The organism is Yoonia sp. JB2-21 (assembly GCF_055693545.1).
In genome coordinates, this window is record NZ_JBVFUC010000001.1 from 1,094,319 (window position 1) to 1,120,883 (window position 26,565).

Sequence of the window (26,565 nt, forward strand, 5' to 3'; positions counted from 1 at the left end):
AAACAGCGTCATCCCGCCAGATCCCCATCAATCTTACGAGCATAACCACGCGGGGTGTACATCCGCGGGCCCTCACCCAAAGCAGCCAAGCGGGAATGCGACGACCCAATCAAAACAACGGTCAGCATATCCACCTCATCCACTTCGAGCGCATCCAGACGGCGATAACGCACATGCTCCTCCGGACGACCCAAAGATGACGCCAACATAACCGGCGTATCCGCCGGGCGATGCTGCAATAAGATATCACGTGCCTCCGCCAGCAGGGTCCGCCTGCGCATCGACACCGGATTATAAAAGGCAATCACAAAGTCACCTTCCGCCGCCGCCTTCAATCGCTTCACAATATCGTCTCGCGGCGTCAGCAAATCCGACAGCGAAATCGCACAGAAATCATGGCCTAATGGCGCACCGGCGCGGGCAGCCGCCCCTTGCAACGCACTCACACCGGGTGAACACACCACTTCAACCCGGCGTGCTGCATCCGTCACACCCATCTGATCCGGGCCACGATCCAACAGTTCGAACACAAGTGCTGCCATCGCATAGATACCCGCATCACCCGAACAGACCAAAGCCACGTTCTTGCCCTGCCCCGCCTGCTCCAGCGCATAGCGGCAACGATCCTCTTCACCACCCAACGGAAAATCAGAGCGCTGTTTACCGACAGCCAAAGGTCCCATCAAATCAATATAAAGGCCATAACCCACCAGCTCTTCCGCCTCAGATACCAAGCGCGACACCTCCGGCGTGCGCCAAGCTGCCTGACCGGGGCCAATACCCACAACCGACAAACGCCCACGGGCCCGGCCCTCAAACCCCACCAAAGGCTCTGGCGTCACAACCAAGGCACAGGTGGCATTTGCTGTCTTGCGCTTGGCGACCAAGAACTCGCCCGCGTCGCCCGCTTGCGCCAAGGCCGCGGCCTCAGATACGCCATGCGTGCCCACCTCGGCAAAAACGACGTCAGAGGGGTTCTGCAACCGGGGCGTCTGCGCCTCCAAGGCGTCCGCCTCGAACAAGCGCAATGGCACGCCCAAATCAGCAGCCAATGCGACAATCGCAGGTTCATCCGCCTTCAGCGAAATCGTGTTGACAGAATGCACTGCCTCCGGTGCCACACCTGCCTCCTTCAAGACACCCGCGACCAAATCCGCCAATTCCTCGGTCGGACAATTGCGCGCACAGCCAACCCCAAGGGTCAGGCGTTGCGGCGCAAATTGCAAATGCGCGCGGCCCAAATCATCTTGCTGGTCCATGGTGCAGGACAGGCGCAAGCCGTCACCTTTCGGCAAATCAGCCAACCAAGGCGCATCGCCAATCACCTCAGCCCCACCACCTGCGAGCAACCCAGCCATTGCCGCCTTCGCATCCGTGCGATTGACCAAGCGCCAACCAGCGGGCGGTTCATCCAATGCAATCCCAAGGGCGACATCTCCCGCCGTCGTCACAGCGGACACCGCGTCCAAAGCCGCAGCAATCTGCGCCGAGAGCTTATTCGCACCCCGATGCCCGCCCAGTAGCGGCACAACAACGGCCCCGTCATCAGACACAGAAATCACCGGCGGCTCGGTCGTTTTATCGGCCAGAAGCGAGGCGACGGCACGGATCAGAATACCCGAGGCACAGACGCCAACAATCGGCACACCTGCGGCAAATAAATCCCGCACATGGTCCAGCGCATTGGCAAAGAACGCATCCGCTTGATCAACCCGGCCTTCACGGCCATGGACCTGCGCACCAAGGGTTGCAGCCACGCGACGCGCAGTCGCTTCACCAGAGCGCGAAAGCGCCAGAACAACGGGTTTCAAAGCCAAGGATCGGCCCCTTTTGTTAACAATATCATCGAAAAATACGGCGCCCTTTCGGGGGCGTCTGCAAGCGGCAGCACCACTTCTTCGGGCAGCGTGGCCCGTTCAACGTAAACAGCATCCGCAGTCAGCCCAAGGTCATCAATCACGGCCCGGATTTTTGCCAGATGGCGACCCACCTTCATGATCACAACGCTTTCCGCACCTTCAATGCGCGCGCGCAACTCTGCCTCGGGCAAAGGCCCCGGCAGCACCGTCAAACGCTCATTACGCGCGGCCAAGGGCATGCCCGCGCGCGCGGCGCATGCGGTGACAGAGGTGACACCGGGAACGACCTCAACGCGGTAGTCTGCGGACAGGCGCGCGAAAAGATACATGAACGAGCCATAGAAAAAAGGATCGCCCTCGCACAAACAGATAACATCTTGTCCTGCGTCCAAAGCGGCAGCAATCTCTGCAGCGCCTTTGTCATAAGCCGCCTGCGCTGGCCCGCGTTCCACCGACATTGGCACATCCATGACGATCTCACGCACGTCCGGCGCAATCAAGTCAGCCGCAATTGCGCGGGCAAAGCTGGCAGCACCCGCCAGCGTCGGATAGGCCACTACTTTCGCACCCTCAATCAAACGCGCAGCGCGCAGTGTCATCAGATCAGGCGCACCCGGCCCCAACCCAACTCCATAGAGAACCCCTGTCATCGCTTCACAAGGCTCCATTGCGTGACGGGCATCAAGGGCCGCCACCCGGTCAGACGCCCGACAGGTTCAGCGCGATGGATCGACAGCTTCACCAGATCACCGCCATGGGCCTTGTGTAGAGCGATCAGTTCCGCCTCGCTTTCCAAAGTCACAGCATTCGCCACCAAGCGGCCCAATGGGCGCAAGGCGTCCCAAGCGGCGTCAAATGTTTCCCGGCTGAGACCACCACCAATGAAAATCGCATCGGGCGCTTCCAACCCTTCCAATGCCTCGGGAACAGAGCCCTCAACCAAGGCCAGTTTCGGCACGCCCAACGCCAACGCATTGGCGGCTGCCATGGCGCGCCTGTCCGCACGCGGCTCAATCCCAACCGCACGGGCATAGCGCGCCGCGCGCATCCATTCGATGGCCACTGATCCGCAGCCGCAGCCAATATCCCACAACAGGGCGCCGCGCATGGGCATAAGCTTGGCCACCGTGGCCGCACGCACCTCTTGTTTGGTCATCGTGCCGTCGGACTGAAACAAATCATCCGCCAAGCCTGGCACACGCGGCAAAAGGGCGGCATCCGGGGCGGCAATGCACTGCACGGCGAGCGTGTTAAACGCAGGCACCGTATGATCCCAACTATCGGCCCGCCCATCAAAGCGCGCCTCATCCTTGCCGCCCATCGCAGCCAGAACTGTCATCTTGGATTGACCAAAGCCACGCGCGGTCAGAAAGGCCGCGATCTGTGCCGGTGTCTCGGCCCCCGTCGTCAGGACCAGCAATTGCGCATCGGGCTGGATAAAGGCGATCATCTGCTCAACTGGGCGGCCATGCACCGTCAGCGTTTCAACATCGGGCAACGACCACCCCATGCGTGCAGCAGCCAGTTGAAAAGCAGAGAGCTGCGGGTGATAGATGATCTCTGCAGGATCAATCGCGCGGCCAATCCTTGCACCGATTGAGAACCAAAGCGGGTCACCGGTTGCCAGAACAACGACGCGCTTGCCGCGCAAGCCTTCAATCGTAGAAATCAGCGCGTCAAAGGGGCTGGGCCATGCCAATCGCTCTGCCGACAGGTTTTCTGTCAGCGTGTGATGCCGCTCACCCCCGATGATGATCTCGGCGGCCTCAACAACTGCTTGGGTGGCCGGGACCAGACCGTCCATCCCGTCTTCGCCGATGCCAACGATATGTAGCCAAGGTTCAACCATCTTCAGGCAACCCCGCAGCTAGTGCATTCACGGCGGCTGAGGCCATGGCCGATCCACCACGCCGCCCGCGCAAGGCCACATAATCGCAACCGCGCGGATTGGCGGCCAGTTCGGCCTTGCTTTCGGCCGCACCGACGAAGCCGACTGGGAAGCCCAAGATCACCGCAGGCTTGGGCCAGCCTGCGTCCAGAAGTTCAAGCAAATGAAACAAAGCTGTCGGCGCGTTGCCGATTGCAACAACAGCGCCCTCAATCTGGTCATGCCAAAGCTCTACCGCCGCAGCAGAGCGGGTATTGCCGATCTCTTGCGCGCGGCTGGGCACCGATGGGTCGTTGAGCGTCACGATCACTTCGTTCTGCGATGGCAGATGCCGACGAATGATGCCTGCGCCAACCATTTCGCAATCACACAAGATCGGCGCACCCGCCCGCAACGCTTTATGCCCCGCTTCCGCCGCACCTTGCGAAAAGGCCAACCGATCCGCGACCTCAACCATCCCACAGGCATGGATCAACCGCGTGATCAACGGCTGCATCACAGGCGCAAACCGCTCCAGTCGCGCCTCGGACCGGACGGTCGCAAAGCTTTGCGCATAGATCGCTGAGGGGTTGGTTTCATAAGGGCGCAAGTCGCGGACTTTCACTTAACCAAGACTTACGTCTTGGCTTTGGTTTTACGCGCGCTTTCCGGTCCATGCGGGTGTTTGGCATGGGGGTAAGGGGCGTGGTGATGGTCGTGATCATGATCGTGGTGGTGATGGTGATCATGGTCGTGATGATGATCCGCAGCCTCTAGGCGGCACATGCCGGTGCAGAAGGTATCGCAAAGCGCGCAATCAGCCACGTTTGAACCCGGCGCATTTGCCCCTTGCCCTTCGACATGGTGGTGATGGCTTTCCTGAACAGCGCCAACCTCACCCTCAAAACCCAGCACGGCGGTGCGATATTTGCACAACACACAAGTCGGTGGCGGAACGGCCCCGAAAGCCGGATGCGCGCGATCTTCGGCGTTGATATGGTGATGGCCGCCCTCTTCCAGCGCCAGCACCTGACTGCGATACCCGCAGATGCCGCAGTTGGGTGGCGGGGTGTCGCTGACCTGTTCCATGATCCGTTCAGCAAAGGTTTCCAGCACTTTGGGATGGTCGCCCAGATAGCCCGCTTTGACAAATTGAATGTCCGGGTGTTCTGCGGCGACCTGATCGGTGAAACCATAGATCCGGTCAATCAGAATGCCTGAAAACAGGAAATAGGGGAAAACAATAACCCGCTTGTAGGGCAAGCGCGCCACATGTTGCAGGCACGGCTCTACCAGCGGGAAGGTCACCCCGGAATAACCAACCTCGCACCAGCCAAAACCCATACCCTCTTGCAACATCCGCGCGATCTTGGACACATTGCCATTGGCATCCGGGTCAGACGCGCCGCGCCCGATGACCACAAGGCAAGTTTCGGTCAAAGGCATCTCCCCGTGATCGGCATTGGCCTGATCGACCGCATCCTGAATGCGACCCGCAGCGGCGGCAATCATCTTCGGATCAACACCCAACTCGCGCCCGTACTGCACCTTCATATCGTGTTTGGCGGCATAGGTGTTCAGGACCGTGGGAATATCGTTCTTGGCATGCATGGCCGCAAACAGCATACCGGGCACCGCCAAAATACGCTCGCATCCTGCCTCGCGTAGCCTGTCCAAACCGTCGCGGATGACCGGGTTTGCGAATTCCAGATAGCCATAATCAGTCAGCCAATCATCCGGCAGATAGGCGGGCAGCTTGTCGGCGAGGGTCGCAAACTCATCCACCGCTGATTGGCTGCGCGATCCGTGACCGCAGATCATGACGCCGGTCTTCATGCAGTTTCCTCTTCCATCTCTTCTTCGGGTTCGGCTTCCTCTTTGACCTTTTTACCCTTCAAAGCGCCCCAGATTGCCGCCAATCCAGCAAGCCCGATTGCGGCGCCCGCAATCCAATGGTCATGCCCGGCAACATCTGCCCAATGGCCGGGGTGGGCCATGGCAGCAGAGCCAGCAAATACAAACAAGACTAAGAATAGTGCGCGCATCGGCGTCCCCCGTTTCATTACATGGCAAGAGGCCCCGTATCCCGGGTCATGACGATGCGATGTCTGGTCCCCGTTTTGGGTCGACCGTGCCATCTCCAACCTCTCTGGCCCAATTTGGGCGTCGTCTGCGGCGGGTATAATCGTCAGGGCAAGGCAGGGCAAACGCTTAAACGACGCATATGCGCCAAAGCGCGGCAGAGGCATAGATGTGCGCAGATGCACGGTCTATGCGCTGTGAAAGCTGTTTGTTCGTTAACCCGACGGCGCTACGTCCTGAGCAAGTAAACGAAGTAGGAGCGGAAATAATGGGGCAGCTTGTGGACGGCGTTTGGCATGACGTTTGGTACGACACCAAAACAACCGACGGCGCATTCGTGCGTAAAGATGCGCAGTTCAGAAACTGGATTACGGTTGATGGGTCCGCTGGACCCTCTGGGGATGGTGGCTTTCCTGCCGAACGTGGCCGCTATCACCTCTATGTTTCGTATGCTTGCCCTTGGGCCCACCGCGCCTTGATTTTCCGCCAACTCAAAGGGCTGACTACGCATGTCAGCATTTCGGCTGTGCACCCCGACATGCTATCGGATGGCTGGACGTTTGAGACGGACGATCATGGCGCAACAGGCGACACACTCTTCGGTCTCCCCTTTGCGCGCGACATCTATATCAAGGCGTTGCCTGACATGAACGGGCGGGTGACTGTGCCAATCTTGTGGGACAAAGAGCGTGGGACCATCGTGTCAAACGAAAGCTCTGAGATCATCCGTATGTTCAATTCCGCTTTCAACGACATCACCGGCAATAAAGATGACTATTGGCCGGAAGAGTTGCGCGATGCCATCGCACCAGTGAACGACCGCATCTATGACACGCTCAACAACGGGGTGTACAAATCAGGATTTGCAACATCGCAAGAGGCCTATGACAAAGCCATATATCCGCTGTTCGAGACACTTGACTGGTTAGAGGCGCGACTGAGCGACAACCGCTACTTGATGGGTGATCAGCTGACCGAGGCTGATTGGCGGCTCTGGACAACGCTCGTGCGGTTCGATCCGGTCTATCACCTGCATTTCAAATGTAACCGAAAGCGCATCGCCGACTACCCCAACTTGTCAGGCTATACGCGCGAACTGTATCAAATGCCCGGTATCGCAGAGACGGTGAATATGGAACATATTGTGCGGCACTATCACTATAGCCATGAGACGATTAACCCGCACCGGATATTACCCATCAACCCGGTACTAGATTATGCGGCACCTCACGGTCGTGACGGCTGAAGCCGTAGTGGTGCACGATGGCGGCAAGGTCCCTGGGGGGGTTGCCGTCTTTATCAGCGCCCGCGCATTGGCGGCATGACTAAAGATTGACCCGTCCGAAAAGAATGTCGTGTCTGTGACAAAGACGACATTCGCACTTGGCTGGCGGAACTGGACGAGATCGGCGACCGCAAGCGCGCTGCCGTTTGCCAAAACAAGATCAAGGACAATGACATCAAAGGGTGTGGTTTCGATGGCATCAAGCGCGTCTTCCGCGCTGTGCACAAGCGACACCACCACTTCCAACCGCTCAAGATGGCGCCGCCAGACGCCCCCAAGGCCTTTGTTTCGTTGCACAATCAAAGCGCGCATAATGTCTCCAGTGTTCAAACGTGTATCGGCGCAAATGCGCGCAGTTTCATACCGTCTACAAACACAGTCATGCCCTATTTATTAACGAAGTGTTAATGTCGCCGGCGACCTACCCCAAAAGGCAGGTACGTTCACAAAAGCTTGTACAAACGGCAAGAATCCGCTTGAAAGCGTGACGAAATAACAGGCGATAAGATATGACAACGTGGATCACAATTTGCGACACCTGCAAATGCGACGGGTGGAGCGACACTGACATGGCGCAGACCGATGGTGAGTCGCTGGCAACCTTGGTCGAGGCCGCGGCAAGCGGACTCACTGATGTGAAGACGCGGCGGGTCTCTTGTCTGATGGGCTGTAAGAAAGCCTGTAACGTGGCCGTCCAAGGGCAAGGCAAACTGAATTACACCTTGGGCGAGTTTGAGCCAACAACCGAGGCCGCGACCGGTATTGTGGCCTACGCGATGGCACATGCGGGCTCTGAAACGGGCCAGGTTCCCTACCGGGAGTGGCCGCAGGCCGTCAAAGGCCACTTCGTGACACGCCATCCACCGCTGCCCAAAGACGAATGAGTGAAAAGCGCGATCACGGCGGCGGCCTTGATGCCGCGATAAAGGCCTATGGCGGCACACGGCAAAGCTGGCTTGATTTGTCGACCGGCATCAATCCGGTGCCCTACCCCATGCCGACATTGCACAACGATGCATGGACGGCCCTACCCGATGAAGCCGCGTTCACCCGTCTGTATGCGCTGGCGCGCAGCTTTTGGAATGTCCCACCAGAGGCTGACATCATCGGGGCGACGGGGGCATCCGCGATTATCGCCGCATTGCCCCATGTGATCCCGGGCCGCGATGTTTGCATTCCGGGTCCGACCTACAACGAACATGGGGCGGCTTTCGCGGCAGCAGGGTGGCGTTTAGTGCAAGACCGCAGTCACGCGATGGTCGCCGTGCATCCCAACAATCCGGACGGTCATATCTGGCAAGTCAATGACGTGGATGCTGCCTATACCGTGATTGACGAAAGCTTCTGTGACGTCGCACCCGATCAATCATTGATCACTCTGGCGGCCCGCCCGGGTACGGTTGTGCTGAAAAGCTTTGGTAAGTTTTGGGGGCTTGCGGGTCTGCGCCTCGGATTTGCCATTGGCGACCCCGCGGTCATCGCGAAATTGACCGATCTGTTAGGGCCATGGCAAATCTCAGGACCGGCGCTGTCGATCGGAGCAGAGGCCTTGGCCGATCCGATGTGGGCGGATGAGACACGCGAACGGCTGACAGATGATGCGGCCCGTTTGGATGCGCTGATCACACAAAACGGGGCAAAGCTTGTTGGGGGTACACCCCTGTTCCGACTATACAAAGTCAAAGACGCCAAAGCAGCCCAAGACCAATTGGCCAAAGCGCATGTCTGGTCACGTGTCTTTCCCTATGCATCAGATTGGTTGCGTCTTGGGTTGCCTGCCCCTGATCGCTGGGCGCAATTGGAAGCCGCGTTTTGACCCTGATCCTGGGCATGTTGCTGGACGCGGTGTTGGGTGAGCCCCGTTGGCTATGGTCGCGTGTGCCCCATCCGGCTGTCTTGATGGGTCGTCTGATCGGTTGGTGCGACACGAAGTTCAACAAAGGCGCGCACAAGCGGTTGATGGGTTTCATGACAATCGCAGAACTCTGCGTCCTGGCGGGGGTCGTGGGATGGCTGATACAACTGGTTCCCGGCTATGTGGTCGATGTCATCATTCTGGCGATCCTGTTGGCACAAAGGTCTTTGGTGGGTCATGTACAGGCGGTCGGGGACGCCCTGCGCCTGTCACTTGGCGATGGGCGGCGCAGCGTCGCCATGATCGTCGGGCGCGATACCAAAGATATGGACGCGGCCGCAGTCGCAAGATCCGCAATCGAAAGCGCTGCTGAAAACCTGTCAGACGGGATCATTGCACCGATATTCTGGTTCGCGGTCGCGGGCGTGCCGGGTCTGCTTATCTATAAGGTGACCAATACGGCCGACAGCATGATCGGGTACCGCACACCAAAGCATGAAGATTTTGGCTGGGCGTCAGCGAAACTGGATGATCTTCTCAACATCATTCCCGCACGTCTGACCGCGCTGTTGATCTGGGTGGTAACGTCACGATCCAACGCCCACCAAATCCTGCGTGAAGCCCCATTGCATCGGTCCCCAAACGCAGGGTGGCCAGAGGCCGCGATGGCGCATGGCACAGGTGTCGCGCTCAGTGGTCCGCGCAGCTATGGCGGAGAACAACGGGATTACCCCTTTGTGAACGGCACCGGCAAGCGCGAACTGGACGCTGATGATATCGACACAACCGTCACCGTGCTTTGGAAAGCATGGGGGCTTTCGCTGGCTATCGCCGTTTTGTTTGCATTGCTCACGTGATCCCAAAACAGAACCACACTTGCGCTGCCACCCACCCCTGATACGCTCGGCAATATTCAAATGTCGGAGATCAACATGCGCGCAGCAGCCCTTGCCCTTTCGTTTTTCGCCAGCGCGGCGACCGCACAAACCTGCGGCGGCCCGGTGAACGCTTTCATCGATGGCGTCAAAACAGAGGCACGGGCCACCGGAATACCGGCACAAACAGTTGACGCGTTCTTTCAAGGCGCACGGATTGATCAATCGGTCATCAACGCAGACCGCGCGCAAGGTGTGTTTCAACGCGACTTCATCAGCTTTTCACGCGCGTTGATCAGCCAGAACCGCATTGATAACGGGCGCGTCTACAGCCAGCGGAACAACAACACGTTCAACGCCATCGAGGCGCGCTTTGGCATCCCGCGCGGCGTGCTTTTGGCGTTTTGGGCTTTTGAAACCGACTATGGCCAGGTTCAAGGCAACTTTAACACCCGCAACGCCCTTTTGACGCTTGCGCATGATTGTCGCCGGCCGGGGCTATTCCGCCCACAATTGATCGCCGCGATTGAGCTTTACCGACGTGGCGGCATGAACCCCGCCACAACCACCGGCGCCTGGGCAGGTGAGATCGGACAACTCCAGAAACTGCCGCGCGAGATTGTGCGCCAGGGTATGGACGGTGACGGCGACGGGGTCGTTGATCTGCGGGGCTCTTCGGCCGATGCGTTGATGACCGGGGCGAACGTCCTGTCCTCGCTAGGGTGGCGCGCGAATGAACCCTGGCTTCAGGAAATCGTGGTGCCTGCTAATCTTGATTGGTCACAAACAGGACTTGATCACAAAGCAACGGTCCGCGAATGGGCCGCACGTGGCGTACGGGCCCGGACCGGGTCACTTGGCCCTGCCAATCTGCAAGCATCCATCCTTTTGCCGATGGGCCGGAATGGCCCGGCATTCATAACCTACCCCAATTTCGACGTCTATTTTGACTGGAACAAGAGCTTTGTCTACGTCACGACAGCTGCCTATTTTGCAACGCGTCTGAGTGGGGCACCGGTCTATAATGCCGGTAACTCGTCAGCCGCGCTGAGCGGCGCACAAATGCAGCAATTGCAACAGAAACTAACGCAGCGCGGTCATGATGTTGGCGGCATTGACGGGATTTTGGGGGCGATGACGCGGGCCGCCGTGCAAGCGGAACAGGTGCGGCTTGGTTTGCCCGCTGACGCGTGGCCCACGCTGGATCTGCTCAACCAACTCTAGGTTACCGCCACGTCATGCAGGCCCGGTTTGCATTTCGGTCTGCGTTCAGCCTCTATTCGAATTACCGCTGGGGAGTGAAAAATGCGTCTGCTAAAAATTCTTGTGGGATTGGTTGTCCTTGCACTCATCGCATTTCTGACTTTCGCCCCCGGTTATGTCGAAAGTGGCCGAAATGCCGTGTCGGACATTGGCCCTCATCCTGTGTCAGCCGAGGCGCGCGCACTTCATGACCAACTGGTGATCGGCGACTGGCATGCCGATACGCTTTTGTGGAAACGCAGCCTGCTGGATCGTGCCGACCGGGGGCACGTCGATGTACCCCGCCTTATCGAAGGCAATGTCGCGCTGCAAATGTTCACCGCGGTCACCAAAAGCCCCGCAGGCCAAAATTACCAAGACAATTCCAGCGAAGCCTTCGACAACATAACACCTCTCGCCATCGGTCAGCTTTGGCCGCCCCGCACATGGAATAGCCTGCTGGAGCGTGCGCTCTATCAGGCGGAGCGGCTGCACAACTACGCCGATGCGTCGGGTGGACAGCTACGCGTCATCAAAACCCGCGCAGAACTGGATGCTTTGCTTGCAGATCGCGCCGCTGGACAGGTTGTGGTGGGGGGGCTGCTTGGCATCGAAGGCGCGCATCCGCTGGAGGGGGATATCGCGAACCTTGATAAGATCGAAGCTGCGGGGCATCGCATGATTGCGCTTCAGCATTTCTTTGACAACGCATTGGGTGGATCCCTACACGGCCAGGGTAATCATGGGCTTACCGACTTCGGACGCGAGGTTGTGGCCGAGATTGAGCGGCGCAATCTGATCCTTGATGTCTCACACTCATCGCCCCAGGTGGCGTGGGACGCGCTTGCAATGACGGATATGCCGATCGTGGTCAGCCATACCGGGATCTACAGCGTTTGCCCGACAAAACGGAACTTCCCTGATGATCTTATGCAGGCGATTGCGGCCACTGGTGGCGTGATCGCGATTGGGTATTGGCGCGATGTCACATGTGATGAAAGCCCTGCTGGCGTGGCCGCCACGATCCGCGATGCAATTGCGCTCTTGGGCGAGGATCACGTTTCCCTGGGCTCTGATTTTGATGGATCGGTGACAACTGGCTTTGATGCCTCCGAAATGGCTGCGCTGACCCAAGCCCTGATTGATGGCGGTCTCAGTGAAACTCAAATTCGCAAGGTTATGGGCGAAAATATGGTCCGGGTACTCCAAGAACGATTGCCATAGGGCCCCCGCACGGGCTGGCGGGTGGGGCGTCGTCGTCAGACGCGCGGCACCGGTCAGGCCACCATCGCAGCTGCGCGTTTAAGGTCCACGGACACCAGCTGCGAGACACCCTGCTCGCCCATTGTGACACCAAACAGCCGGTCCATCCGGCTCATCGTGACGGCGTGGTGCGTGATGATCAGGAACCGTGTTTCGGTACGCCGGGTCATTTCGTCCAGCAGATCACAGAAACGGGTGACGTTGGCATCATCCAGCGGCGCATCAACCTCATCTAGCACACAGATTGGCGCGGGGTTCGCCAAGAATACAGCAAAGATAAGCGCAAGAGCGGTCAAGGTCTGCTCGCCACCCGACAATAGTGACAAAGTGCTCAGCTTCTTGCCGGGCGGTTGGCACATGATCTCAAGTCCAGCCTCAAGCGGATCATCTGATTCCACCAAAACCAGCTTGGCCTCGCCCCCGCCAAATAAATGTGTAAACAGCAGGCCGAAGTTCTCATTGACCTGCTCAAAGGCGGTCAACAAGCGTTCCCGACCTTCTTTGTTCAGGCTGGCAATTCCTGACCGCAATGCAGCAATCGCCGCTTCAAGGTCTGCTTTCTCGGACACAAGCGCATCGTGCTCAACCTGCACTTCCTTGGCATCCTCTTCAGCGCGCAGGTTGACAGCACCCAGGCTGTCGCGTTGGCGTTTGAAGGCGTTGACCTGCCCTTCGATCACCTCAGACGCAGGCATCTGATCGACGTCCGTGTCCAATGTCTCCAGCAGCTTGTCCGGGGTCACGTCCTGCGCTTCCATGATGCGTTCGGCGGCATAGGCGACCGTCTCTTTCGCTGCATCTGAGCGGGCTTCGGATCGGGCACGGGCCTCGCGCGCCTCAGAGGCTTGTCGCTCCGCTTCGCGCTCTAGATGACCCGCGTCACGCAGCACCGTGTCGGCCTCGGCCAGCTTGTCCGCTGACGCCTTGCGGCGCGTCTCGGCCTCATCAATTGCATCAGCCAGCTCAGCACGCTTTGCGGCAATTTCCTCAGGCGCGGCCGTGGCCTCGGCCAGTTCCGCCTCGGATTCGGCCTTGCGCTGCGCGAGCTCTGCCGTCCGCTTGTTGGCCGTTTCTAACCGGTGTTTCCACCCGCTGATTTCCTTGGTGATTTCCTGACTACGCTTGAGACGCGCCTCACCCTCGCGGCGCACCTCATCATGGGCCGAGCGGCGCGACATCATTGTGATCCGTGCGGCCTCAACGGTCATTTTGACATCATCGACCGATGCGCGTGCTGTCTCAAGATCTCCTAGGTCTTCCGCCGCTTTTTCCGCCTCGGTCAAAGACCGCCTTGCGTTCACGGCCTCTTCCTCATGACGTTTGACGGCCAGACCGAGACTTTCCAACTTGCCTTGCGACAGATTGCGGTCCGCTTCGGCCCGGCTTGCGGCACGATTGGCGTCTGCGACGGCACGATCCGCGTCACGACGCGCCTGACGGGCCGCATGGTCGGCCTCGGTCTGTTCTTTCAACAGTCCGGTCAGTGCCTCATGCGCCTGTGATGCACCCATTGCTGTGGCAGAGGCTTCTTCCAGATCCCTCTTCAATTCGGTCAGACGGTTCAGCTGTTGCAATCGCAAAGCGGCCGCCGACGGGGCGTCTTCGGCACCGGCGCGGAACCCGTCCCAGCGCCACAGATCGCCCTCGACCGAGACAAGCCGCTGACCCGGCTTTAGGTCAGCCTGCAATCGCGCACCATCGGCAGCATCAACAAGACCAACCTGGCTCATTCGTCGCGCCAACACCTCTGGCACCGTGACATAATTGGTCAGGGCCATGACCCCGTCCGGCAATGTCTGTGCAGCGCCGTAACTGGGCAGCAACGCCCAGCCAGATTTTGCCGATGCGTCCACTTCGGGTGCACGCAAATCGTCGGCCAAAGCCGCACCCAAGGCCTTTTCATAGCCGCCCTGCACACGCAGCAAATCAAGGACCTGACCGCCTTCGGCCGTGTCACGTTCCACCAGCTTCGCGAGCGCAGCCACCTCGGCGCGGAGCGCGTTTGCTTCGCCCTCGGCCTCTGACCGCAATGCACGCGCGTCGCTTTCGCGCGCTTGTGTTTCTGCCCGTGCGCTTTCCGCATCGACCAGCGCTTTATCGGCCGCCTCAGCCGCCGCGACCGCGGCTTTCTCGGCGTCTCCAGCCGCAGCAAAATCTGCTTCGGCCCGGCCCAGCGCCGCTTCGGCCTCTGCCATCGCCGCTTTTGCACGCGCCGCTTCTTCCTCGCTTTTGGCAAGTGTTGTGCGATTGTCGTCCAACAGACGCTGCGCAGACTGGTGCCGCGCCGCAAGTCGCGCCACATCCTCGGTCAGTTGTGACAGATCGGCCTCGCGCTGTTGCAGCACACCCGCCGCCTCGCGTGCACCGGCCTGGGCTTCTTCCAGACGTGTATCATGGCCCTGACCGGCCTTTTCGATCTCGCGCGCTTCCCATTCCAGTCGTTCGATCGTTTCGCCGGCGTCTTTATTCAGCCCGTTTTCCCGGTCGATGTCATGGGTCAGTTGCTCGATACGGCCGCGCAGCGTTTCGATCATCTCAAGCGCCCGCTGTTCCTGATCTTTCAACGTGTCACGCTGGACCTGTAAACGCTGAAGCACCGCAGCCGCTATTGCCTCTTCCTCACGCAATGGCGGCAATGCTTCTTCTGCAACCGTTCGTGCCTTGGCTGCTTCGCGCGCGGCCTTTTCTGCCTGCGCGGCAGTCGTCGTGCGTTCACGCAACTGTTCCGACGCCGCCAACAGCGCCTCATCCGCCTCTTTCCAACGACGGAAAAGCAACATGCCTTCAGCGCGCCGCAGTTTGTCACCGATTTCGCGATAGCGCGCAGCCTGCTTTGCCTGACGGGCAAGTTGCCCCAGCTGCGCCGCCAACTGTTCGATCACATCGTCAACGCGGGTCAGGTTTGTTTCTGCCCCTTTCAGCTTCAACTCAGCCTCATGGCGGCGCTGATACAGGCCCGAAATGCCAGCCGCTTCTTCCAGAATACGGCGGCGGGCCTTGGGTTTTGCGTTGATCAGTTCCGAAATCTGTCCCTGGCGAACCAGGGCTGGCGAATGCGCCCCGGTTGACGCATCCGCAAAGAGCATCTGAACATCACGGGCGCGTACATCCTTGGCACCTACCTTGTACGCCGATCCAGCATCCCGCGTAATTCGGCGAATAATTTCAAGATTGTCGTCATCGTTGAACGCAGCGGGTGCCAGCCGTTCACCATTATCAATGACCAACGACACTTCAGCAAAATTCCGTGCTGGCCGCGTGGCAGCCCCGGCGAAAATCACATCTTCCATCCCGCCGCCGCGCATCGCCGTCGGGCGGTTTTCACCCATGACCCAGCGCAAGGCCTCCAACAAGTTCGACTTGCCACAGCCATTCGGCCCCACAACACCCGTGAGACCATCAGCGATGATCAGATCGGTGGGGTCGACAAAGCTTTTGAAGCCATTCAGTCGGAGTTTGCTAAAGCGCAAGATGTTTGCCCGTGTGATTCCTCAAGGTACGAAAGCATCACCTCCCGCAGCATCGCGAGTCAACGCCCCGGACCCCGCATGTGCTATGTTCCGCCATGTTATCCACAAGATATTGCGGTTATTGGCTTGGCTCGCGCTGAAATGGCCCGTTGGTGGCCGCAGAGTAGCTTACAAAGGTCGATTCCCAACCAGACACCCCGTCCGGCGAGGGTACAAACGCGGCAACCAGACACTCGGCTCTTGAAACTTACCGCAGGTGACGCGACAACCATCCCGCATATGCTTTTTGATAGGACACACGACATGCCCGCCAAGATCCCAGCTACCGTCGTCACCGGCTTTCTCGGCGCAGGAAAGACCACGCTGATCCGCCACATGCTGCAAAACGCACAAGGCAAGCGGATCGCGCTGATCATCAATGAATTCGGCGACCTTGGTGTCGACGGCGACATTCTCAAGGGCTGCGGGGACGAGGTTTGTACAGAAGACGATATCGTCGAGCTGTCCAACGGCTGCATCTGCTGCACCGTCGCCGATGACTTCATCCCCACGATGGAAGCGCTATTGGCCCGCGACGACAAACCCGATCATATCGTGATTGAAACCTCCGGCCTTGCCTTGCCGCAACCGTTGGTGCGCGCTTTCAACTGGCCCGGCATCTCCACCAAAGTGACCGTCGACGGTGTCGTGACCGTTGTGGATGGCCGCGCCGTCCACGACGGCCAGTTTGCGCATAACGTGGCTGCCGTGGACGCCCAGCGCGCGCAAGATGAAAACCTAGATCACGAAACGCCATTGTCCGAGTTGTTCGAAGATCAAGTCGCCTGCGCGGATATGATCGTTGTGAACAAGACCGACCTATTAGAGGCGTCCGAGGCAGAAACCTTGACCAGCAAACTGAAATCTGAGTCCCGCAATGGCGTCCAAGTCATCAAAGCGTCCATGGGCGCTTTGCCAGTGGATGTCCTCTTGGGCCAAGGGATCGGCGCCGAAGGTGACCTCGCTGCGCGCCACGAAGTCCACCATCACCACCACCATGATGATGATGACGAAGACGATCACCACCATGATCATGAACACGAACATGGCCACGACGAATTTGAAAGCTTCATCGTCACCCGCGGTGAAATCGCCGACGCAGACGCCTTTTCCGCACAGGTGGCCGACGTGATCCGCGCCCACGGCATCCTGCGCCTCAAGGGTTTCGTCGCCATCGCAGGCAAACCCATGCGCTTGACACTGCAAGCGGTCGGTCCGCGCGTGGATACCTATTTTGACCAGCCGTTCGGGGACGCCCCCCGTGAAACCCGTCTGGTGGTCATCGGCGAAGCAGGTCTTGATCAATCGGCAATCAGTGCCGCCCTGCAAGCATGATCATCGTCGAACGGACAGACCCGCATCACCCGCAGGCAACCGCCTTGCTGCAGCAAAGCCACGCCTTGATGCAAAGCCTGTTTCCGCCAGAAGATAACTACTATCTGGAGATCGACGATCTGGTCGCGCCCGACATCTATTTCTTCACGGCGCGTGAAGGCGATACGTTTCTTGGAACAGGTGCGCTCAGGGTGAAACCCGACTATGGCGAAGTGAAGTCGATGTTCGTCTCGGAGGCGGCACGCGGCAAAGGCGTCGCCGCGGCTCTCTTGCGTCAAATCGAAGACACTGCGGTTGAAGAAGGCGTCACCATCCTCAAGCTAGAAACCGGCAATGTGCTGCATGCAGCGCATCGGCTCTATGAGCGCCACGGCTTTACCAAATGCGGCGTCTTCGGGGATTATATCACCGCCAACAGCTCCATCTTCATGGAAAAGCCCCTGTGACGTTACTTGGCCTTCTTCGCCTCAGCCGCCGCTTTCATCCGGGCGAGCAGTTCTTCCTTACTTACACGCTGGCCAAAGGGCTTCTTGTTGCTGCCATGGGCATTATGCTCTTGGTGTTTCGGTGCTTTCTTACCCAATTTCGGCGCTCCTGCGGCTTTGTAATCCATGGTCGTGACCTCTTGTTCAGACGGCTCCTAACACGCGGGATCGTTAGATGCACCTGCTAGCAGCCACCCCCGGTGCGATCTCTGACGGCAGCGAACCTGTTGATCTGGGGCAGACGCCTGCGGACGTTGTGATCATCTCGGCAGCAGACACGGAACTCGCCGCCCTTTCAGACGCACGTGCAGAGATGGCAGACCCGCCAACCCTGCGGCTGGCCAACATGATGCATCTCACGCATCCCATGTCAGTCGATCTGCATCTCGACAATTGCGCCACCAAATCACGGCTGGTCATTGCGCGTATCTTGGGTGGTGCCGGCTACTGGAAATATGGGCTGACCCAATACGCCGCGCGTCTGCGCGAAGCAGGCATTCCCTTCGCAGCCCTGCCCGGCGACGACAAACCAGACCCAGAATTGCGCGAACTGTCCACGGTCAGCGGCGAAGACTATGACACACTCTGGTCCTACCTCGTTGAAGGGGGGCCAGAAAACAGCACCAACCTGCTGGCCTACGCGAACACCATGCTGGATGGCGGCGATAAACCAACTGCGCCCGCACCGCTGTTGCGCGCTGGCGTCTACTGGCCGGGTGCAGGCATCGCGGACCTATCAGCGGCGCAAGCCGGATGGAACAAAGACGCCCCCATCGTGCCGATCATCTTCTACCGCGCGCTGGTCCAAGGCGGTGGGCTCAACCCGGTCAACCGGCTCACCCGCAGCCTATTGCGCGCAGGGCTGAACCCGCTGCCCATCTTCGTGGCCAGCCTGAAAGACCCCGTCAGCACGGCGACCCTGCACCAGCTCTTTGCCAAAGCCCCGCCCGATGTCATCCTCAACTGTACGGCCTTTGCCGTCGGCAGCCCGCATGACGGCGACGAAAGCCCGCAAAACCCGTTACTCAGCAATGACGCGCCCATCTTTCAAGCCATCCTCTCAGGCGCATCCGAGGCCACATGGGCCGAAGGCCTGCACGGCCTCACCGCCCGCGATATCGCCATGAACGTGGCCTTGCCAGAGGTGGACGGGCGTATCCTGTCCCGCGCGGTCAGCTTCAAAGGCGAGGCGTTTTTCGACGAGGCCACCGAATGCCCCATCGCCACCTACCAAGCGCGCGGCGACCGGATCGACTTTGTCACGCAGCTGACCAAAAACTGGGCGAGCCTGCGGCGCACGCCACCGGCGACAAAGAAGACAGCCCTCATCCTCGCCAATTATCCCAACAAAGACGGGCGGCTCGCCAACGGGGTCGGCCTCGATACGCCTGCCGCCACGATCCACGTGCTGAACCTACTGAAAGCCGAAGGGCACGACGTCACACCACCTGCGGATAGTGCGGCGCTGATGGCGCAAATCATGGCCGGACCAACGAACTGGCTGACAGATCACGCCGACAAAGAAGGCGGCGAAATCCTCCCGCTCGGCATCTACAACCAATACTTCGAAGCGCTTCCTTGGGACGTCAAAGACCAAATCACCACGCGCTGGGGCACACCTGACCTAGACCCTTTTCTATGTCCAATCAAACTTCCGCCGGAGGCTCCGACAGACGCCGCACAAACAGGTTTCGCCCTGAGCATCCACCGCTTCGGCAATGCGGTCGTCGGCCTGCAACCTGCCCGCGGCTATAACATCGACCCGACCGATACCTACCATTCGCCCGATCTGGTCCCACCGCACAATTACCTCGCCTTCTATTTCTGGCTGCGCCACCACTGGGGTGCCGATGCCGTCGTTCACATGGGCAAACACGGCAACCTCGAATGGCTGCCCGGCAAGGCGGTGGCGCTGTCGGAAACCTGCTGGCCCGAGGCCGTCTTCGGCCCCACGCCCCACATCTACCCATTCATCGTGAACGACCCAGGCGAAGGCACCCAAGCCAAACGGCGCACATCAGCCGTCATCATCGACCATTTGACTCCCCACTGACGCGCGCCGAAAACTATGGACCACTCCGCGACCTCGAAGCACTGGTGGATGAATATTACGAAGCCGCCGGCGTCGACCCGCGCCGAATTGACCATCTACGAAAAGAAATTCTCTCGCTGTCCGACGTCACAGGTCTCGCAAAAGACGCAGGTTTCACGGGCGACAAAGACGGCGATCTTGGCAAACTCGATGCCTACCTTTGCGAACTCAAAGAAGCGCAAATCCGGGATGGGCTGCACATCTTTGGGCAATCCCCGACCGGCCAACAAGAACGCGACCTCGCGATTGCTTTGGCACGGGTGCCACGCGGCGATGGAAAAGCTGGTAATGCCTCGCTCTTGCGCGCGCTCGCAACCGACCTCGCCCTCACTATCGACCCGCTCGATTGCGACATGGCAGGCACGCCGCCTGAAAAACCCGACGCTCTGACCGATGGCACAACATGGCGCACCAACGGCGACACCATCGAAAGGCTCGAAGGCCTTTCGCAACGCCTGATCACCGGCGAAGAGCGCCCGCCAGGGCCGATGAGCGCGGCGGTGCTTTCCGAGATAACAACGCATATCCTACCGACGGTAAAAGCCTGCGGCGACGCCGAAGGCACAGCCCTACTTACTGCACTCGCGGGTAATTTCGTCCCCCCCGGTCCGTCTGGCGCACCGACACGGGGCCGCATGGACGTCCTGCCAACGGGACGCAACTTCTACTCCGTCGACAGCCGCGCGGTCCCTACCCCAACCGCTTGGGCCTTGGGCTGGAAATCCGCCAATCTACTGATCGAAAAACACCTGCAAGACCACGGCGACTGGCCACGCGCCATGTTGGTTACCGCATGGGGCACGGCGAACATGCGCACCGGCGGCGACGACATCGCGCAAGCGCTCGCGCTCATGGGCGTCAAACCCAAATGGGACAGCGCCAACCGGCGCGTCACTGGTTTCGAAGTCCTGCCCCAGTCAGTGTTGGGCCGACCCCGCGTTGATGTGACTTTGCGCATCTCTGGCTTCTTCCGCGATGCCTTCCCACAGCTGATCGCATTGGTCGATAGTGCCGCACGCGCCGTGCAAGACATGAACGAACCCGCCGACCTGAACCCAGCCGCCGCACGCGCCAAACAGGGCGAAGACCAAACCCGCGTCTTCGGCTCCAAACCCGGCGCCTATGGTGCCGGACTACAAGCGCTGATCGATGAACGGATCTGGGCGGACAAATCTGACTTCGCTGAGGCCTATCTGGAATGGGGCAGCTACGCTTACGGCAAAGGCGCTGAGGGCCGCAAGGACCGCAAAGCCTTTGAAGCGCGGCTGTCAGAGGCCGAAGCGGTCGTGCAAAATCAGGACAACCGCGAACATGATATCCTCGACAGCGACGACTACTATCAATTCGAAGGCGGCGCGGCGGCAGCGATCAGCACCCTGCAAGGGCAAGACCGCCCCATCTACCACAACGACCATTCGCGCCCTGAACGCCCGGTGATCCGGACGCTGGACGATGAAATCGGACGGGTCGTCCGGTCTCGCGTCGTGAACCCCAAATGGATCGATGGCGTCAAACGCCACGGCTATAAGGGCGCGTTCGAAATTGCGGCAACGGTCGATTACCTTTTTGCCTTTGCGGCCACCACGGGGGCCGTGCGCAACCACCATTTCGATCTGGTGGAAGAGGCCTTTATCAAAGACGACGCCACCCGTGATTTCATCGCCGATGCCAACGCCCCCGCGCTGAGGGAAATCGCCCAGCGGCTGCAAGAAGCGATTGACCGCAAGCTTTGGCAACCCAAATCCAACTCTGCCCGTGCGCGCATCGCCGGGTTGCTGTAGAGTGGGCGCAACCCACCGAACGAAAGTACCAATCATGACCGAAGACACAGACCGTCACGCCATGAAGATGGCCAAGAAAAAGGCCGCCCGCGACAAGATCATGGCGACCAAAACCGACAAAAAGGGTTTGGTCATCGTCCATACTGGCAAGGGCAAAGGTAAATCATCTGCGGCCTTCGGCATGATCTTTCGCTGTATTGCCCATGATATGAAATGCGCCGTCGTGCAGTTCATCAAGGGCGGCATGTCCACCGGCGAGCGTGACCTGATCTTGGCCAAATTCAGCGACACCTGCGCGTTCCACACAATGGGCGAAGGGTTCACCTGGGAAACGCAGGACAAATCCCGCGACACCGAAATGGCGCAGGCAGCTTGGGCCAAGGCCAAAGAGCTGATCCTGGATGAAACGAACCACATGGTGCTGCTGGACGAGATCAATATCGCCATTCGTTACGATTATGTCAGCGCGACTGAGGTGGTGGCTTTCCTGCGGGATCACAAACCCGAAATGACCCATGTGGTCCTGACGGGACGCAATGCGCATGAAGACCTGATTGAACTCGCCGATCTCGTGACTGAAATGGAACTCGTCAAACATCCCTTTCGGTCTGGTATCAAGGCGCAAATTGGCGTCGAATTCTGAATTCGGGTCCGCATCGTGCTTTACCTCAACCCAAAAGATCAAATCGCGGCTGGCATACAACGCTTTGTTTTTCTGCATCCGCAGGACCATCGCAAACTGGTCAAGGTGCTCAAACCGGCAAGTGACATGCGTGTGCGCAAAAGCTTTAGCGGCAAGATGGATCGCTTTTTTCCAAGCACACGCATCCGGCAGATCCGCAAGGAATATGAAGAATACCTTCGCGTCATGCTGCGCCACCCCAACCCTGATTTTCATCCGCCAATCGCCCATATGTTCGGTTTTGTTTCAACCAATCTCGGGCTTGGTTGTCTGACGGAAAGGGTGATGGAGCCGGATGGCACATTGGGACGGACCTTTCGCCAAAGAGTTTCGTCTGGCACATTGACGGATGAGGATCTTGCGCTGACAAATGATGCGATTGGCCGGATTTACGATTGTCATATTCGCGCCGGCGATATGAATGCCAAAAATCTGGTCATTGGGCATCGCTTTGATGGTGACGAACTTGGCCCGCGCGAATGCGTACTGGTCGATGGCTTGGGCGATATCTTTGCCATTCCTGTCAGGTCACTATCAAAATGGACGAACCGGATTGGCCTTGATGACAGCTGCGCGCGTTTGGCCCGTAAATCAAAACTGAAATGGAATGCCAAGACGCGCCAGATTTACCGCTAGGCCGTGCAAGAACTTCAAAGAAAGGTCATATCATGCCCAAACACCGCGTCCTGACTGAATTTGGTATGGGCACCAGTCTGCGTCGGCAGGACTATACCCAAGCAGCACGGCGCGGACTACAGGATGCGCTATGGCATAACTCGATCAATATGGCCGAGCTCTTTGGTTTCCCCAAAGAGGCGATGTTGATCGATGTTGAGGTTGGCGTCCAAGAGCCCGATCAGGTTGACAAGGAAAGCCTGCTGGATATTTTCCCCTACGGTCAACCGACCATCACCGTGCACCACGGTGGTCTGGATATCCCCCGCCCTGATGGCAAACCGACTGTCATCGCCAATGTGGCCATCAATGTGTCGTTTGAGATGGAGCGCACGTGATGGAACAACGCGTCATTATCGAAATGGGCATGGGCAACGATCTGCATGGTATGGACTATCAAAATGCCGCACGGCGCGCAATCGAGGATGCAATCCGGCATTCAACCTTGCCGATCTTCGACAGTATCAACCTTGATCACAAGGAAATGCGCGTGCAGGTCATTGTCGCCGTACAAGAACCCAACCGCATTGACGCCGACGCGCTGAAGTCCGGCCTGCCCCGTGGCCGCGCTGAGGTGCGCGTTGTCAAAGGTGGGCTGAACATTCCCAACCATGAAACCGGCGATACCGCCGTCGTGGCGACAGCTGCGGTTGAAGCTTTTCTACCCTCGCAGACTGGCAAATGGGCGCAAACCTGAATGGAGTTATCGCAAGCACATCGCGACGCATTGCAGGACATTCTGCGTTGGCGGCGCGATGTGCGCCACTTTCTGCCCGACACCATCCCTGACGACGTAATTGAGCGGCTACGCCTTGCGATGGACATGGCACCATCTGTCGGAAATGCCCGGCCGTGGCGCGTCTTACACGTCAGGACGGATGAGCTGCGCCGTGCGGTGATCGCGAATTTTGCGGCGGCCAATGCAAAGGCTGGCAAGATTTATGATGATGAAAAACGGGCGCACTATGATGCGCTCAAGCTGGCGGGCCTCAAGGAAGCCCCGGTTCATCTGGCGATCTTTACCCAGACAGAACCACACGCAGGTCATGGGCTTGGACGCCAAAGCATGCCCGAAATGCTGGCCTATTCAACTGTTGCCGCCATCCATACGCTTTGGTTGGCAGCGCGGGCCGAAAATATCGGCGTCGGCTGGGTGTCGATCCTTGATCCTTTGGGGATCAGCAATGTACTGGGGGTACCTGACAACTGGGAATTGACCGGATACCTGTGTCTGGGCAAGGCCGCATCTGACGATGACACCCCGCTACTGCACCGCAATGAATGGCAGCAAAACACCGCGACAGTCTGGCAAGAAATCTAGGGTTTAAGCGCCGCCGCGCGCACCGCGCTGAGGGTGGCACCGGTGGCAAGCGCTTCTTCATCCACCTGACATTCGATCACTGCAACTGTGCCCGATGCCTGCGCACGCTTGAACGCCTCCGGGAAATCAGCTGAGGTTCTGACCACCTCGCCATGCCCACCATAGGCGCGCGCAAGGGCCGCAAAGTCCGGGTTCTGAATGGCCGTCCCCGATACGCGCCCCGGATAGGTCTTTTCCTGATGCATGCGGATTGTACCATAGCGCCCATTGTTCATCACGATGACAATGGGCGTTGCGCCATGTTGGACAGCCGTTGACAACTCATTGCAGGTCATCTGGAAACAGCCGTCGCCGGCAAGGCAAATGACGGATCGGTCCGGATGCTCCAAAGACGCTGAAATTGCGGCAGGCAAACCATATCCCATGGATCCCGACGTCGGCGCAAGCTGGGTGCCATATTGCTTGTAGACGAAGTAGCGGTGCAGCCAAGCGGCATAATTTCCCGCGCCATTGGTCAAAATGGCATCATCGGGCAAATGATCAGAAAGCCATTTGATCACATCTTCCTGCTTTAAGGCACCCGGACTTTCTTGTGGTCGCAACCAGTCTTCGTAGTCAGCGCGCGCCGCACTCGTCCATGTCGCCCATTCCCCCGCATGCTCGGCATTTGCAAGCGCGCGCAAAACGGCGGGCGCGGTCGCGTTGACGGCAACATCGGGGGTGTAGACCCGCCCCAGTTCGTCGGCGTCTGCATGCACATGAACGATCCGTTTTCCAGGATCAGCAGGATCGACGAGCGTATAACCTTGGGTTTCAATATCGCCAAAGCGGGTGCCCAGAAGGATCAGCGTATCAGCGTCGCGCACACGCTGGGCCAGCCTGGGGTTCACCCCTACGTTCAAGTCGCCGACATAGTTGGCATGGTGATTGTCCATATAGTCCTGACGGCGGAAACCTGCGGCGACAGGTACTTGCTGGCACTCGGCGAAGACCTGCAAATCGGCCTGCGCCTGCGCGGACCAATGCGGCCCGCCGGCAACGATCAGCGGCTTTTCAGATTGTGCCAACTCGTGAAGAATTGTCTGCGCAATGGTTGTGGGCAATGGCTGGGCAACCGTCTCGGGCATGCGCAGATCAGGGACATCCGCTTGCGCGCTAAGCATGTTTTCAGGCAAGGCTAAGACGACTGGCCCGGGCCTGCCTGACATCGCCACCCGGAACGCACGACCGATGTATTCGGGCAAGCGATCCGTATCGTTGACCTGCGCGACCCATTTTGCCAGACCGCCAAAAACCTCTTTATAGTCAACTTCCTGAAAAGTCTCGCGGTCCGTATGCCGATTGTCGATCTGTCCGACAAACAATACCATCGGCGTGCTGTCCTGCATCGCAATGTGAATGCCTGCCGCCGCATTGGTCGCGCCCGGACCACGGGTGACAAAGCAAACACCCGGCTGGCCGGTCATTTTACCGTATGCCTCGGCCATCATCGCGGCACCGCCTTCTTGGCGGCAGACGATGTTGGGAATTCCGCTGTCGTAAAGGCCATCCAGAGCGGCCAGAAAGCTTTCGCCGGGGACGGAAAAAACCCGCTTGACGCCAAGCTTAACCAACTGATCGCTCAGTATTTTTCCGCCATGCCGGATCATGCCAGCCTCCGTTTTATTGTGGGATTACAATGTGCCAACCTGCGCGGCCTTGCAAGCCTTGTGCTGGCCAGCGCGCACGCCTGTGCTACCTTTGCTGAAATCAGTAAAGGGACGCACCATGACCACACTTCTTGGAATTTCAGGATCTCTGCGCAAGGCATCAACCAACACGCTTTTGATGCGCAACGCGGCAGAGATTTTCAACGCCGATGCATTCATCGAGGCTGACATCAATCTGCCGCTCTACAACGGTGATCAGGAAGAGGCCGAAGGTATTCCGGCATCAGTGCAAAAACTGTCCGACCAGATTGCGGCGGCGGACGCTGTGATCATCGCAACCCCCGAATATAACAAGGCAATTTCGGGATCGCTCAAGAACGCACTGGACTGGGTCAGCCGCACGAAAGGCGGGCCTTGGAACGGCAAACCGGTGGCCATCATGTCGGCGGCCGCGGGCCGCGCGGGGGTGAGCGCGCGCAGTTTTCACTGCGTCTAGCGATGATGGCTTTTCGCCCTGATATCCTGCAGGGGCCAGAGGTCTTGCTGGCCAATTCCAGCAACGAATTTGACGAAAACGGCAAACTGACCGGCGAGATTTATATCAAAATGCTGACGGAACTGATGGATGCGTTGAAGGCCCGCATTTGACGTACATATCGCGTACAGAACCTGTACATACACTGTACATACACTGCGTACTGGCAATCG

23 protein-coding genes and 2 pseudogenes are annotated in these 26,565 nt (G+C 58.8%); 15 read left to right on the forward strand and 10 right to left on the reverse strand.

Going from position 1 to position 26,565, the window contains the following annotated elements; all coding sequences use genetic code 11:
• Nucleotides 1–8: 8 nt before the first annotated feature.
• The 6 genes from cobJ to ACZ1G5_RS05525 are packed head-to-tail and all read right to left on the reverse strand — an operon-like array spanning nucleotide 9 to nucleotide 5,975.
• Entirely contained in the window at nucleotides 9–1,817 is a 1,809-nt protein-coding gene (gene cobJ / locus ACZ1G5_RS05500; RefSeq protein ID WP_472731891.1) for a precorrin-3B C(17)-methyltransferase, read from the reverse strand.
• Entirely contained in the window at nucleotides 1,808–2,509 is a 702-nt protein-coding gene (cobI, locus tag ACZ1G5_RS05505) for a precorrin-2 C(20)-methyltransferase (RefSeq protein WP_472731892.1), read from the reverse strand. Before cobI ends, cobJ begins: the two co-directional genes overlap by 10 nt.
• On the reverse strand, nucleotides 2,506–3,708 hold the full coding sequence (cbiE, locus tag ACZ1G5_RS05510; RefSeq protein WP_472731893.1) for a precorrin-6y C5,15-methyltransferase (decarboxylating) subunit CbiE: 1,203 nt from the start codon (nucleotides 3,706–3,708) through the stop codon (nucleotides 2,506–2,508). The genes cobI and cbiE overlap by 4 nt, the downstream gene beginning before the upstream one ends.
• Nucleotides 3,701–4,336 (reverse strand): precorrin-8X methylmutase, encoded by a 636-nt coding sequence (locus ACZ1G5_RS05515; protein ID WP_472734280.1) that lies wholly within the window; start codon nucleotides 4,334–4,336, stop codon nucleotides 3,701–3,703. The genes cbiE and ACZ1G5_RS05515 overlap by 8 nt, the downstream gene beginning before the upstream one ends.
• A gap of 26 nt (nucleotides 4,337–4,362) precedes the next feature.
• On the reverse strand, nucleotides 4,363–5,562 hold the full coding sequence (locus ACZ1G5_RS05520; protein WP_472731894.1) for a sirohydrochlorin chelatase: 1,200 nt from the start codon (nucleotides 5,560–5,562) through the stop codon (nucleotides 4,363–4,365).
• On the reverse strand, nucleotides 5,559–5,975 hold the full coding sequence (locus tag ACZ1G5_RS05525) for a DUF6732 family protein (RefSeq protein WP_472731895.1): 417 nt from the start codon (nucleotides 5,973–5,975) through the stop codon (nucleotides 5,559–5,561). Before ACZ1G5_RS05525 ends, ACZ1G5_RS05520 begins: the two co-directional genes overlap by 4 nt.
• Before the next feature lie 101 nt (nucleotides 5,976–6,076).
• On the opposite strand from ACZ1G5_RS05525, the gene ACZ1G5_RS05530 reads away from it, so the two are divergent.
• Nucleotides 6,077–7,054, forward strand: coding sequence for a glutathione S-transferase family protein (locus ACZ1G5_RS05530; protein ID WP_472731896.1), 978 nt, complete (start codon nucleotides 6,077–6,079; stop codon nucleotides 7,052–7,054).
• Here the strand turns inward: ACZ1G5_RS05530 and ACZ1G5_RS05535 are convergent.
• Entirely contained in the window at nucleotides 7,019–7,405 is a 387-nt protein-coding gene (locus ACZ1G5_RS05535; RefSeq protein WP_472731897.1) for a response regulator, read from the reverse strand. The two genes, ACZ1G5_RS05530 and ACZ1G5_RS05535, sit on opposite strands and share 36 nt — an antisense overlap.
• 197 nt (nucleotides 7,406–7,602) lie before the next feature.
• Here ACZ1G5_RS05535 and ACZ1G5_RS05540 point away from each other — a divergent pair, with 197 nt between their 5' ends.
• The 5 genes from ACZ1G5_RS05540 to ACZ1G5_RS05560 all read left to right on the forward strand — a co-directional run bounded on the left by ACZ1G5_RS05540 (nucleotide 7,603) and on the right by ACZ1G5_RS05560 (nucleotide 12,289).
• The gene (locus ACZ1G5_RS05540; RefSeq protein ID WP_472731898.1) at nucleotides 7,603–7,977 is read left to right on the forward strand and encodes a DUF1636 family protein; all 375 of its coding nucleotides are present in this window, start codon (nucleotides 7,603–7,605) and stop codon (nucleotides 7,975–7,977) included.
• Nucleotides 7,974–8,909 carry a threonine-phosphate decarboxylase gene (locus ACZ1G5_RS05545; protein WP_472731899.1) on the forward strand — a complete coding sequence of 312 codons (936 nt, stop codon included), beginning with the start codon at nucleotides 7,974–7,976 and terminating at the stop codon, nucleotides 8,907–8,909. The genes ACZ1G5_RS05540 and ACZ1G5_RS05545 overlap by 4 nt, the downstream gene beginning before the upstream one ends.
• Entirely contained in the window at nucleotides 8,906–9,805 is a 900-nt protein-coding gene (gene cbiB / locus ACZ1G5_RS05550) for an adenosylcobinamide-phosphate synthase CbiB (RefSeq protein ID WP_472731900.1), read from the forward strand. Before ACZ1G5_RS05545 ends, cbiB begins: the two co-directional genes overlap by 4 nt.
• 75 nt (nucleotides 9,806–9,880) lie before the next feature.
• Nucleotides 9,881–11,047: a lytic murein transglycosylase gene (locus ACZ1G5_RS05555; protein ID WP_472731901.1), complete on the forward strand. Its 1,167-nt coding sequence runs from the start codon at nucleotides 9,881–9,883 to the stop codon at nucleotides 11,045–11,047.
• 81 nt (nucleotides 11,048–11,128) lie between these two features.
• On the forward strand, nucleotides 11,129–12,289 hold the full coding sequence (locus ACZ1G5_RS05560; protein WP_472731902.1) for a dipeptidase: 1,161 nt from the start codon (nucleotides 11,129–11,131) through the stop codon (nucleotides 12,287–12,289).
• Nucleotides 12,290–12,342: 53 nt separating this feature from the next.
• Here ACZ1G5_RS05560 and smc read toward each other — a convergent pair whose 3' ends face one another.
• A complete protein-coding gene (gene smc, locus ACZ1G5_RS05565; RefSeq protein ID WP_472731903.1) occupies nucleotides 12,343–15,798 on the reverse strand; it encodes a chromosome segregation protein SMC in 3,456 nt (1,151 codons plus the stop codon).
• 303 nt (nucleotides 15,799–16,101) lie between these two features.
• Between smc and cobW the strand changes: the two genes are divergently transcribed.
• Together cobW and ACZ1G5_RS05575 are read left to right on the forward strand one after the other, a co-directional pair.
• Complete coding sequence (cobW, locus tag ACZ1G5_RS05570) at nucleotides 16,102–17,172, forward strand: cobalamin biosynthesis protein CobW (protein WP_472731904.1); 1,071 nt, start codon at nucleotides 16,102–16,104, stop codon at nucleotides 17,170–17,172.
• A complete protein-coding gene (locus tag ACZ1G5_RS05575; RefSeq protein ID WP_472731905.1) occupies nucleotides 17,169–17,618 on the forward strand; it encodes a GNAT family N-acetyltransferase in 450 nt (149 codons plus the stop codon). The genes cobW and ACZ1G5_RS05575 overlap by 4 nt, the downstream gene beginning before the upstream one ends.
• Nucleotides 17,619–17,620: 2 nt before the next feature.
• On the opposite strand, the gene ACZ1G5_RS05580 is transcribed toward ACZ1G5_RS05575, so the two are convergent.
• Nucleotides 17,621–17,785, reverse strand: a complete 165-nt coding sequence (locus ACZ1G5_RS05580) for a hypothetical protein (protein ID WP_472731906.1) — start codon at nucleotides 17,783–17,785, stop codon at nucleotides 17,621–17,623.
• A gap of 47 nt (nucleotides 17,786–17,832) precedes the next feature.
• On the opposite strand from ACZ1G5_RS05580, the pseudogene cobN reads away from it, so the two are divergent.
• The 6 genes and pseudogenes from cobN to bluB all read left to right on the forward strand — a co-directional run bounded on the left by cobN (nucleotide 17,833) and on the right by bluB (nucleotide 24,208).
• Nucleotides 17,833–21,530: pseudogene (cobN, locus tag ACZ1G5_RS05585) on the forward strand (cobaltochelatase subunit CobN).
• Between the two features lie 34 nt (nucleotides 21,531–21,564).
• Nucleotides 21,565–22,173 carry a cob(I)yrinic acid a,c-diamide adenosyltransferase gene (gene cobO / locus ACZ1G5_RS05590; RefSeq protein WP_472731907.1) on the forward strand — a complete coding sequence of 203 codons (609 nt, stop codon included), beginning with the start codon at nucleotides 21,565–21,567 and terminating at the stop codon, nucleotides 22,171–22,173.
• Between the two features lie 15 nt (nucleotides 22,174–22,188).
• Complete coding sequence (locus ACZ1G5_RS05595) at nucleotides 22,189–22,848, forward strand: YrbL family protein (protein ID WP_472731908.1); 660 nt, start codon at nucleotides 22,189–22,191, stop codon at nucleotides 22,846–22,848.
• Nucleotides 22,849–22,880: 32 nt separating this feature from the next.
• Nucleotides 22,881–23,225, forward strand: coding sequence for a Lin0512 family protein (locus tag ACZ1G5_RS05600; protein ID WP_472731909.1), 345 nt, complete (start codon nucleotides 22,881–22,883; stop codon nucleotides 23,223–23,225).
• On the forward strand, nucleotides 23,222–23,584 hold the full coding sequence (locus tag ACZ1G5_RS05605) for a Lin0512 family protein (RefSeq protein WP_472731910.1): 363 nt from the start codon (nucleotides 23,222–23,224) through the stop codon (nucleotides 23,582–23,584). Before ACZ1G5_RS05600 ends, ACZ1G5_RS05605 begins: the two co-directional genes overlap by 4 nt.
• Entirely contained in the window at nucleotides 23,585–24,208 is a 624-nt protein-coding gene (gene bluB, locus ACZ1G5_RS05610; RefSeq protein ID WP_472731911.1) for a 5,6-dimethylbenzimidazole synthase, read from the forward strand.
• Here bluB and ACZ1G5_RS05615 read toward each other — a convergent pair.
• Nucleotides 24,205–25,857 (reverse strand): thiamine pyrophosphate-binding protein, encoded by a 1,653-nt coding sequence (locus ACZ1G5_RS05615; protein ID WP_472731912.1) that lies wholly within the window; start codon nucleotides 25,855–25,857, stop codon nucleotides 24,205–24,207. The genes bluB and ACZ1G5_RS05615 overlap by 4 nt on opposite strands.
• 118 nt (nucleotides 25,858–25,975) lie before the next feature.
• Here ACZ1G5_RS05615 and ACZ1G5_RS05620 point away from each other — a divergent pair.
• Nucleotides 25,976–26,505, forward strand: a pseudogene (locus ACZ1G5_RS05620) (NADPH-dependent FMN reductase).
• Nucleotides 26,506–26,565 lie beyond the last annotated feature (60 nt).

Coding starts and splice junctions, on each gene's coding strand:
- cobI (WP_472731892.1), bottom strand. CDS start 2,509: ATGACAGGGGTTCTCTATGGAGTTGGGTTGGGGCCGGGTGCGCCTGAT.
- cbiE (WP_472731893.1), bottom strand. CDS start 3,708: ATGGTTGAACCTTGGCTACATATCGTTGGCATCGGCGAAGACGGGATG.
- ACZ1G5_RS05520 (WP_472731894.1), bottom strand. CDS start 5,562: ATGAAGACCGGCGTCATGATCTGCGGTCACGGATCGCGCAGCCAATCA.
- ACZ1G5_RS05525 (WP_472731895.1), bottom strand. CDS start 5,975: ATGCCTCTGCCGCGCTTTGGCGCATATGCGTCGTTTAAGCGTTTGCCC.
- ACZ1G5_RS05530 (WP_472731896.1), top strand. CDS start 6,077: ATGGGGCAGCTTGTGGACGGCGTTTGGCATGACGTTTGGTACGACACC.
- ACZ1G5_RS05535 (WP_472731897.1), bottom strand. CDS start 7,405: ATGCGCGCTTTGATTGTGCAACGAAACAAAGGCCTTGGGGGCGTCTGG.
- ACZ1G5_RS05540 (WP_472731898.1), top strand. CDS start 7,603: ATGACAACGTGGATCACAATTTGCGACACCTGCAAATGCGACGGGTGG.
- ACZ1G5_RS05545 (WP_472731899.1), top strand. CDS start 7,974: ATGAGTGAAAAGCGCGATCACGGCGGCGGCCTTGATGCCGCGATAAAG.
- ACZ1G5_RS05555 (WP_472731901.1), top strand. CDS start 9,881: ATGCGCGCAGCAGCCCTTGCCCTTTCGTTTTTCGCCAGCGCGGCGACC.
- ACZ1G5_RS05560 (WP_472731902.1), top strand. CDS start 11,129: ATGCGTCTGCTAAAAATTCTTGTGGGATTGGTTGTCCTTGCACTCATC.
- cobW (WP_472731904.1), top strand. CDS start 16,102: ATGCCCGCCAAGATCCCAGCTACCGTCGTCACCGGCTTTCTCGGCGCA.
- ACZ1G5_RS05575 (WP_472731905.1), top strand. CDS start 17,169: ATGATCATCGTCGAACGGACAGACCCGCATCACCCGCAGGCAACCGCC.
- ACZ1G5_RS05580 (WP_472731906.1), bottom strand. CDS start 17,785: ATGGATTACAAAGCCGCAGGAGCGCCGAAATTGGGTAAGAAAGCACCG.
- cobO (WP_472731907.1), top strand. CDS start 21,565: ATGACCGAAGACACAGACCGTCACGCCATGAAGATGGCCAAGAAAAAG.
- ACZ1G5_RS05600 (WP_472731909.1), top strand. CDS start 22,881: ATGCCCAAACACCGCGTCCTGACTGAATTTGGTATGGGCACCAGTCTG.
- bluB (WP_472731911.1), top strand. CDS start 23,585: ATGGAGTTATCGCAAGCACATCGCGACGCATTGCAGGACATTCTGCGT.
- ACZ1G5_RS05615 (WP_472731912.1), bottom strand. CDS start 25,857: ATGATCCGGCATGGCGGAAAAATACTGAGCGATCAGTTGGTTAAGCTT.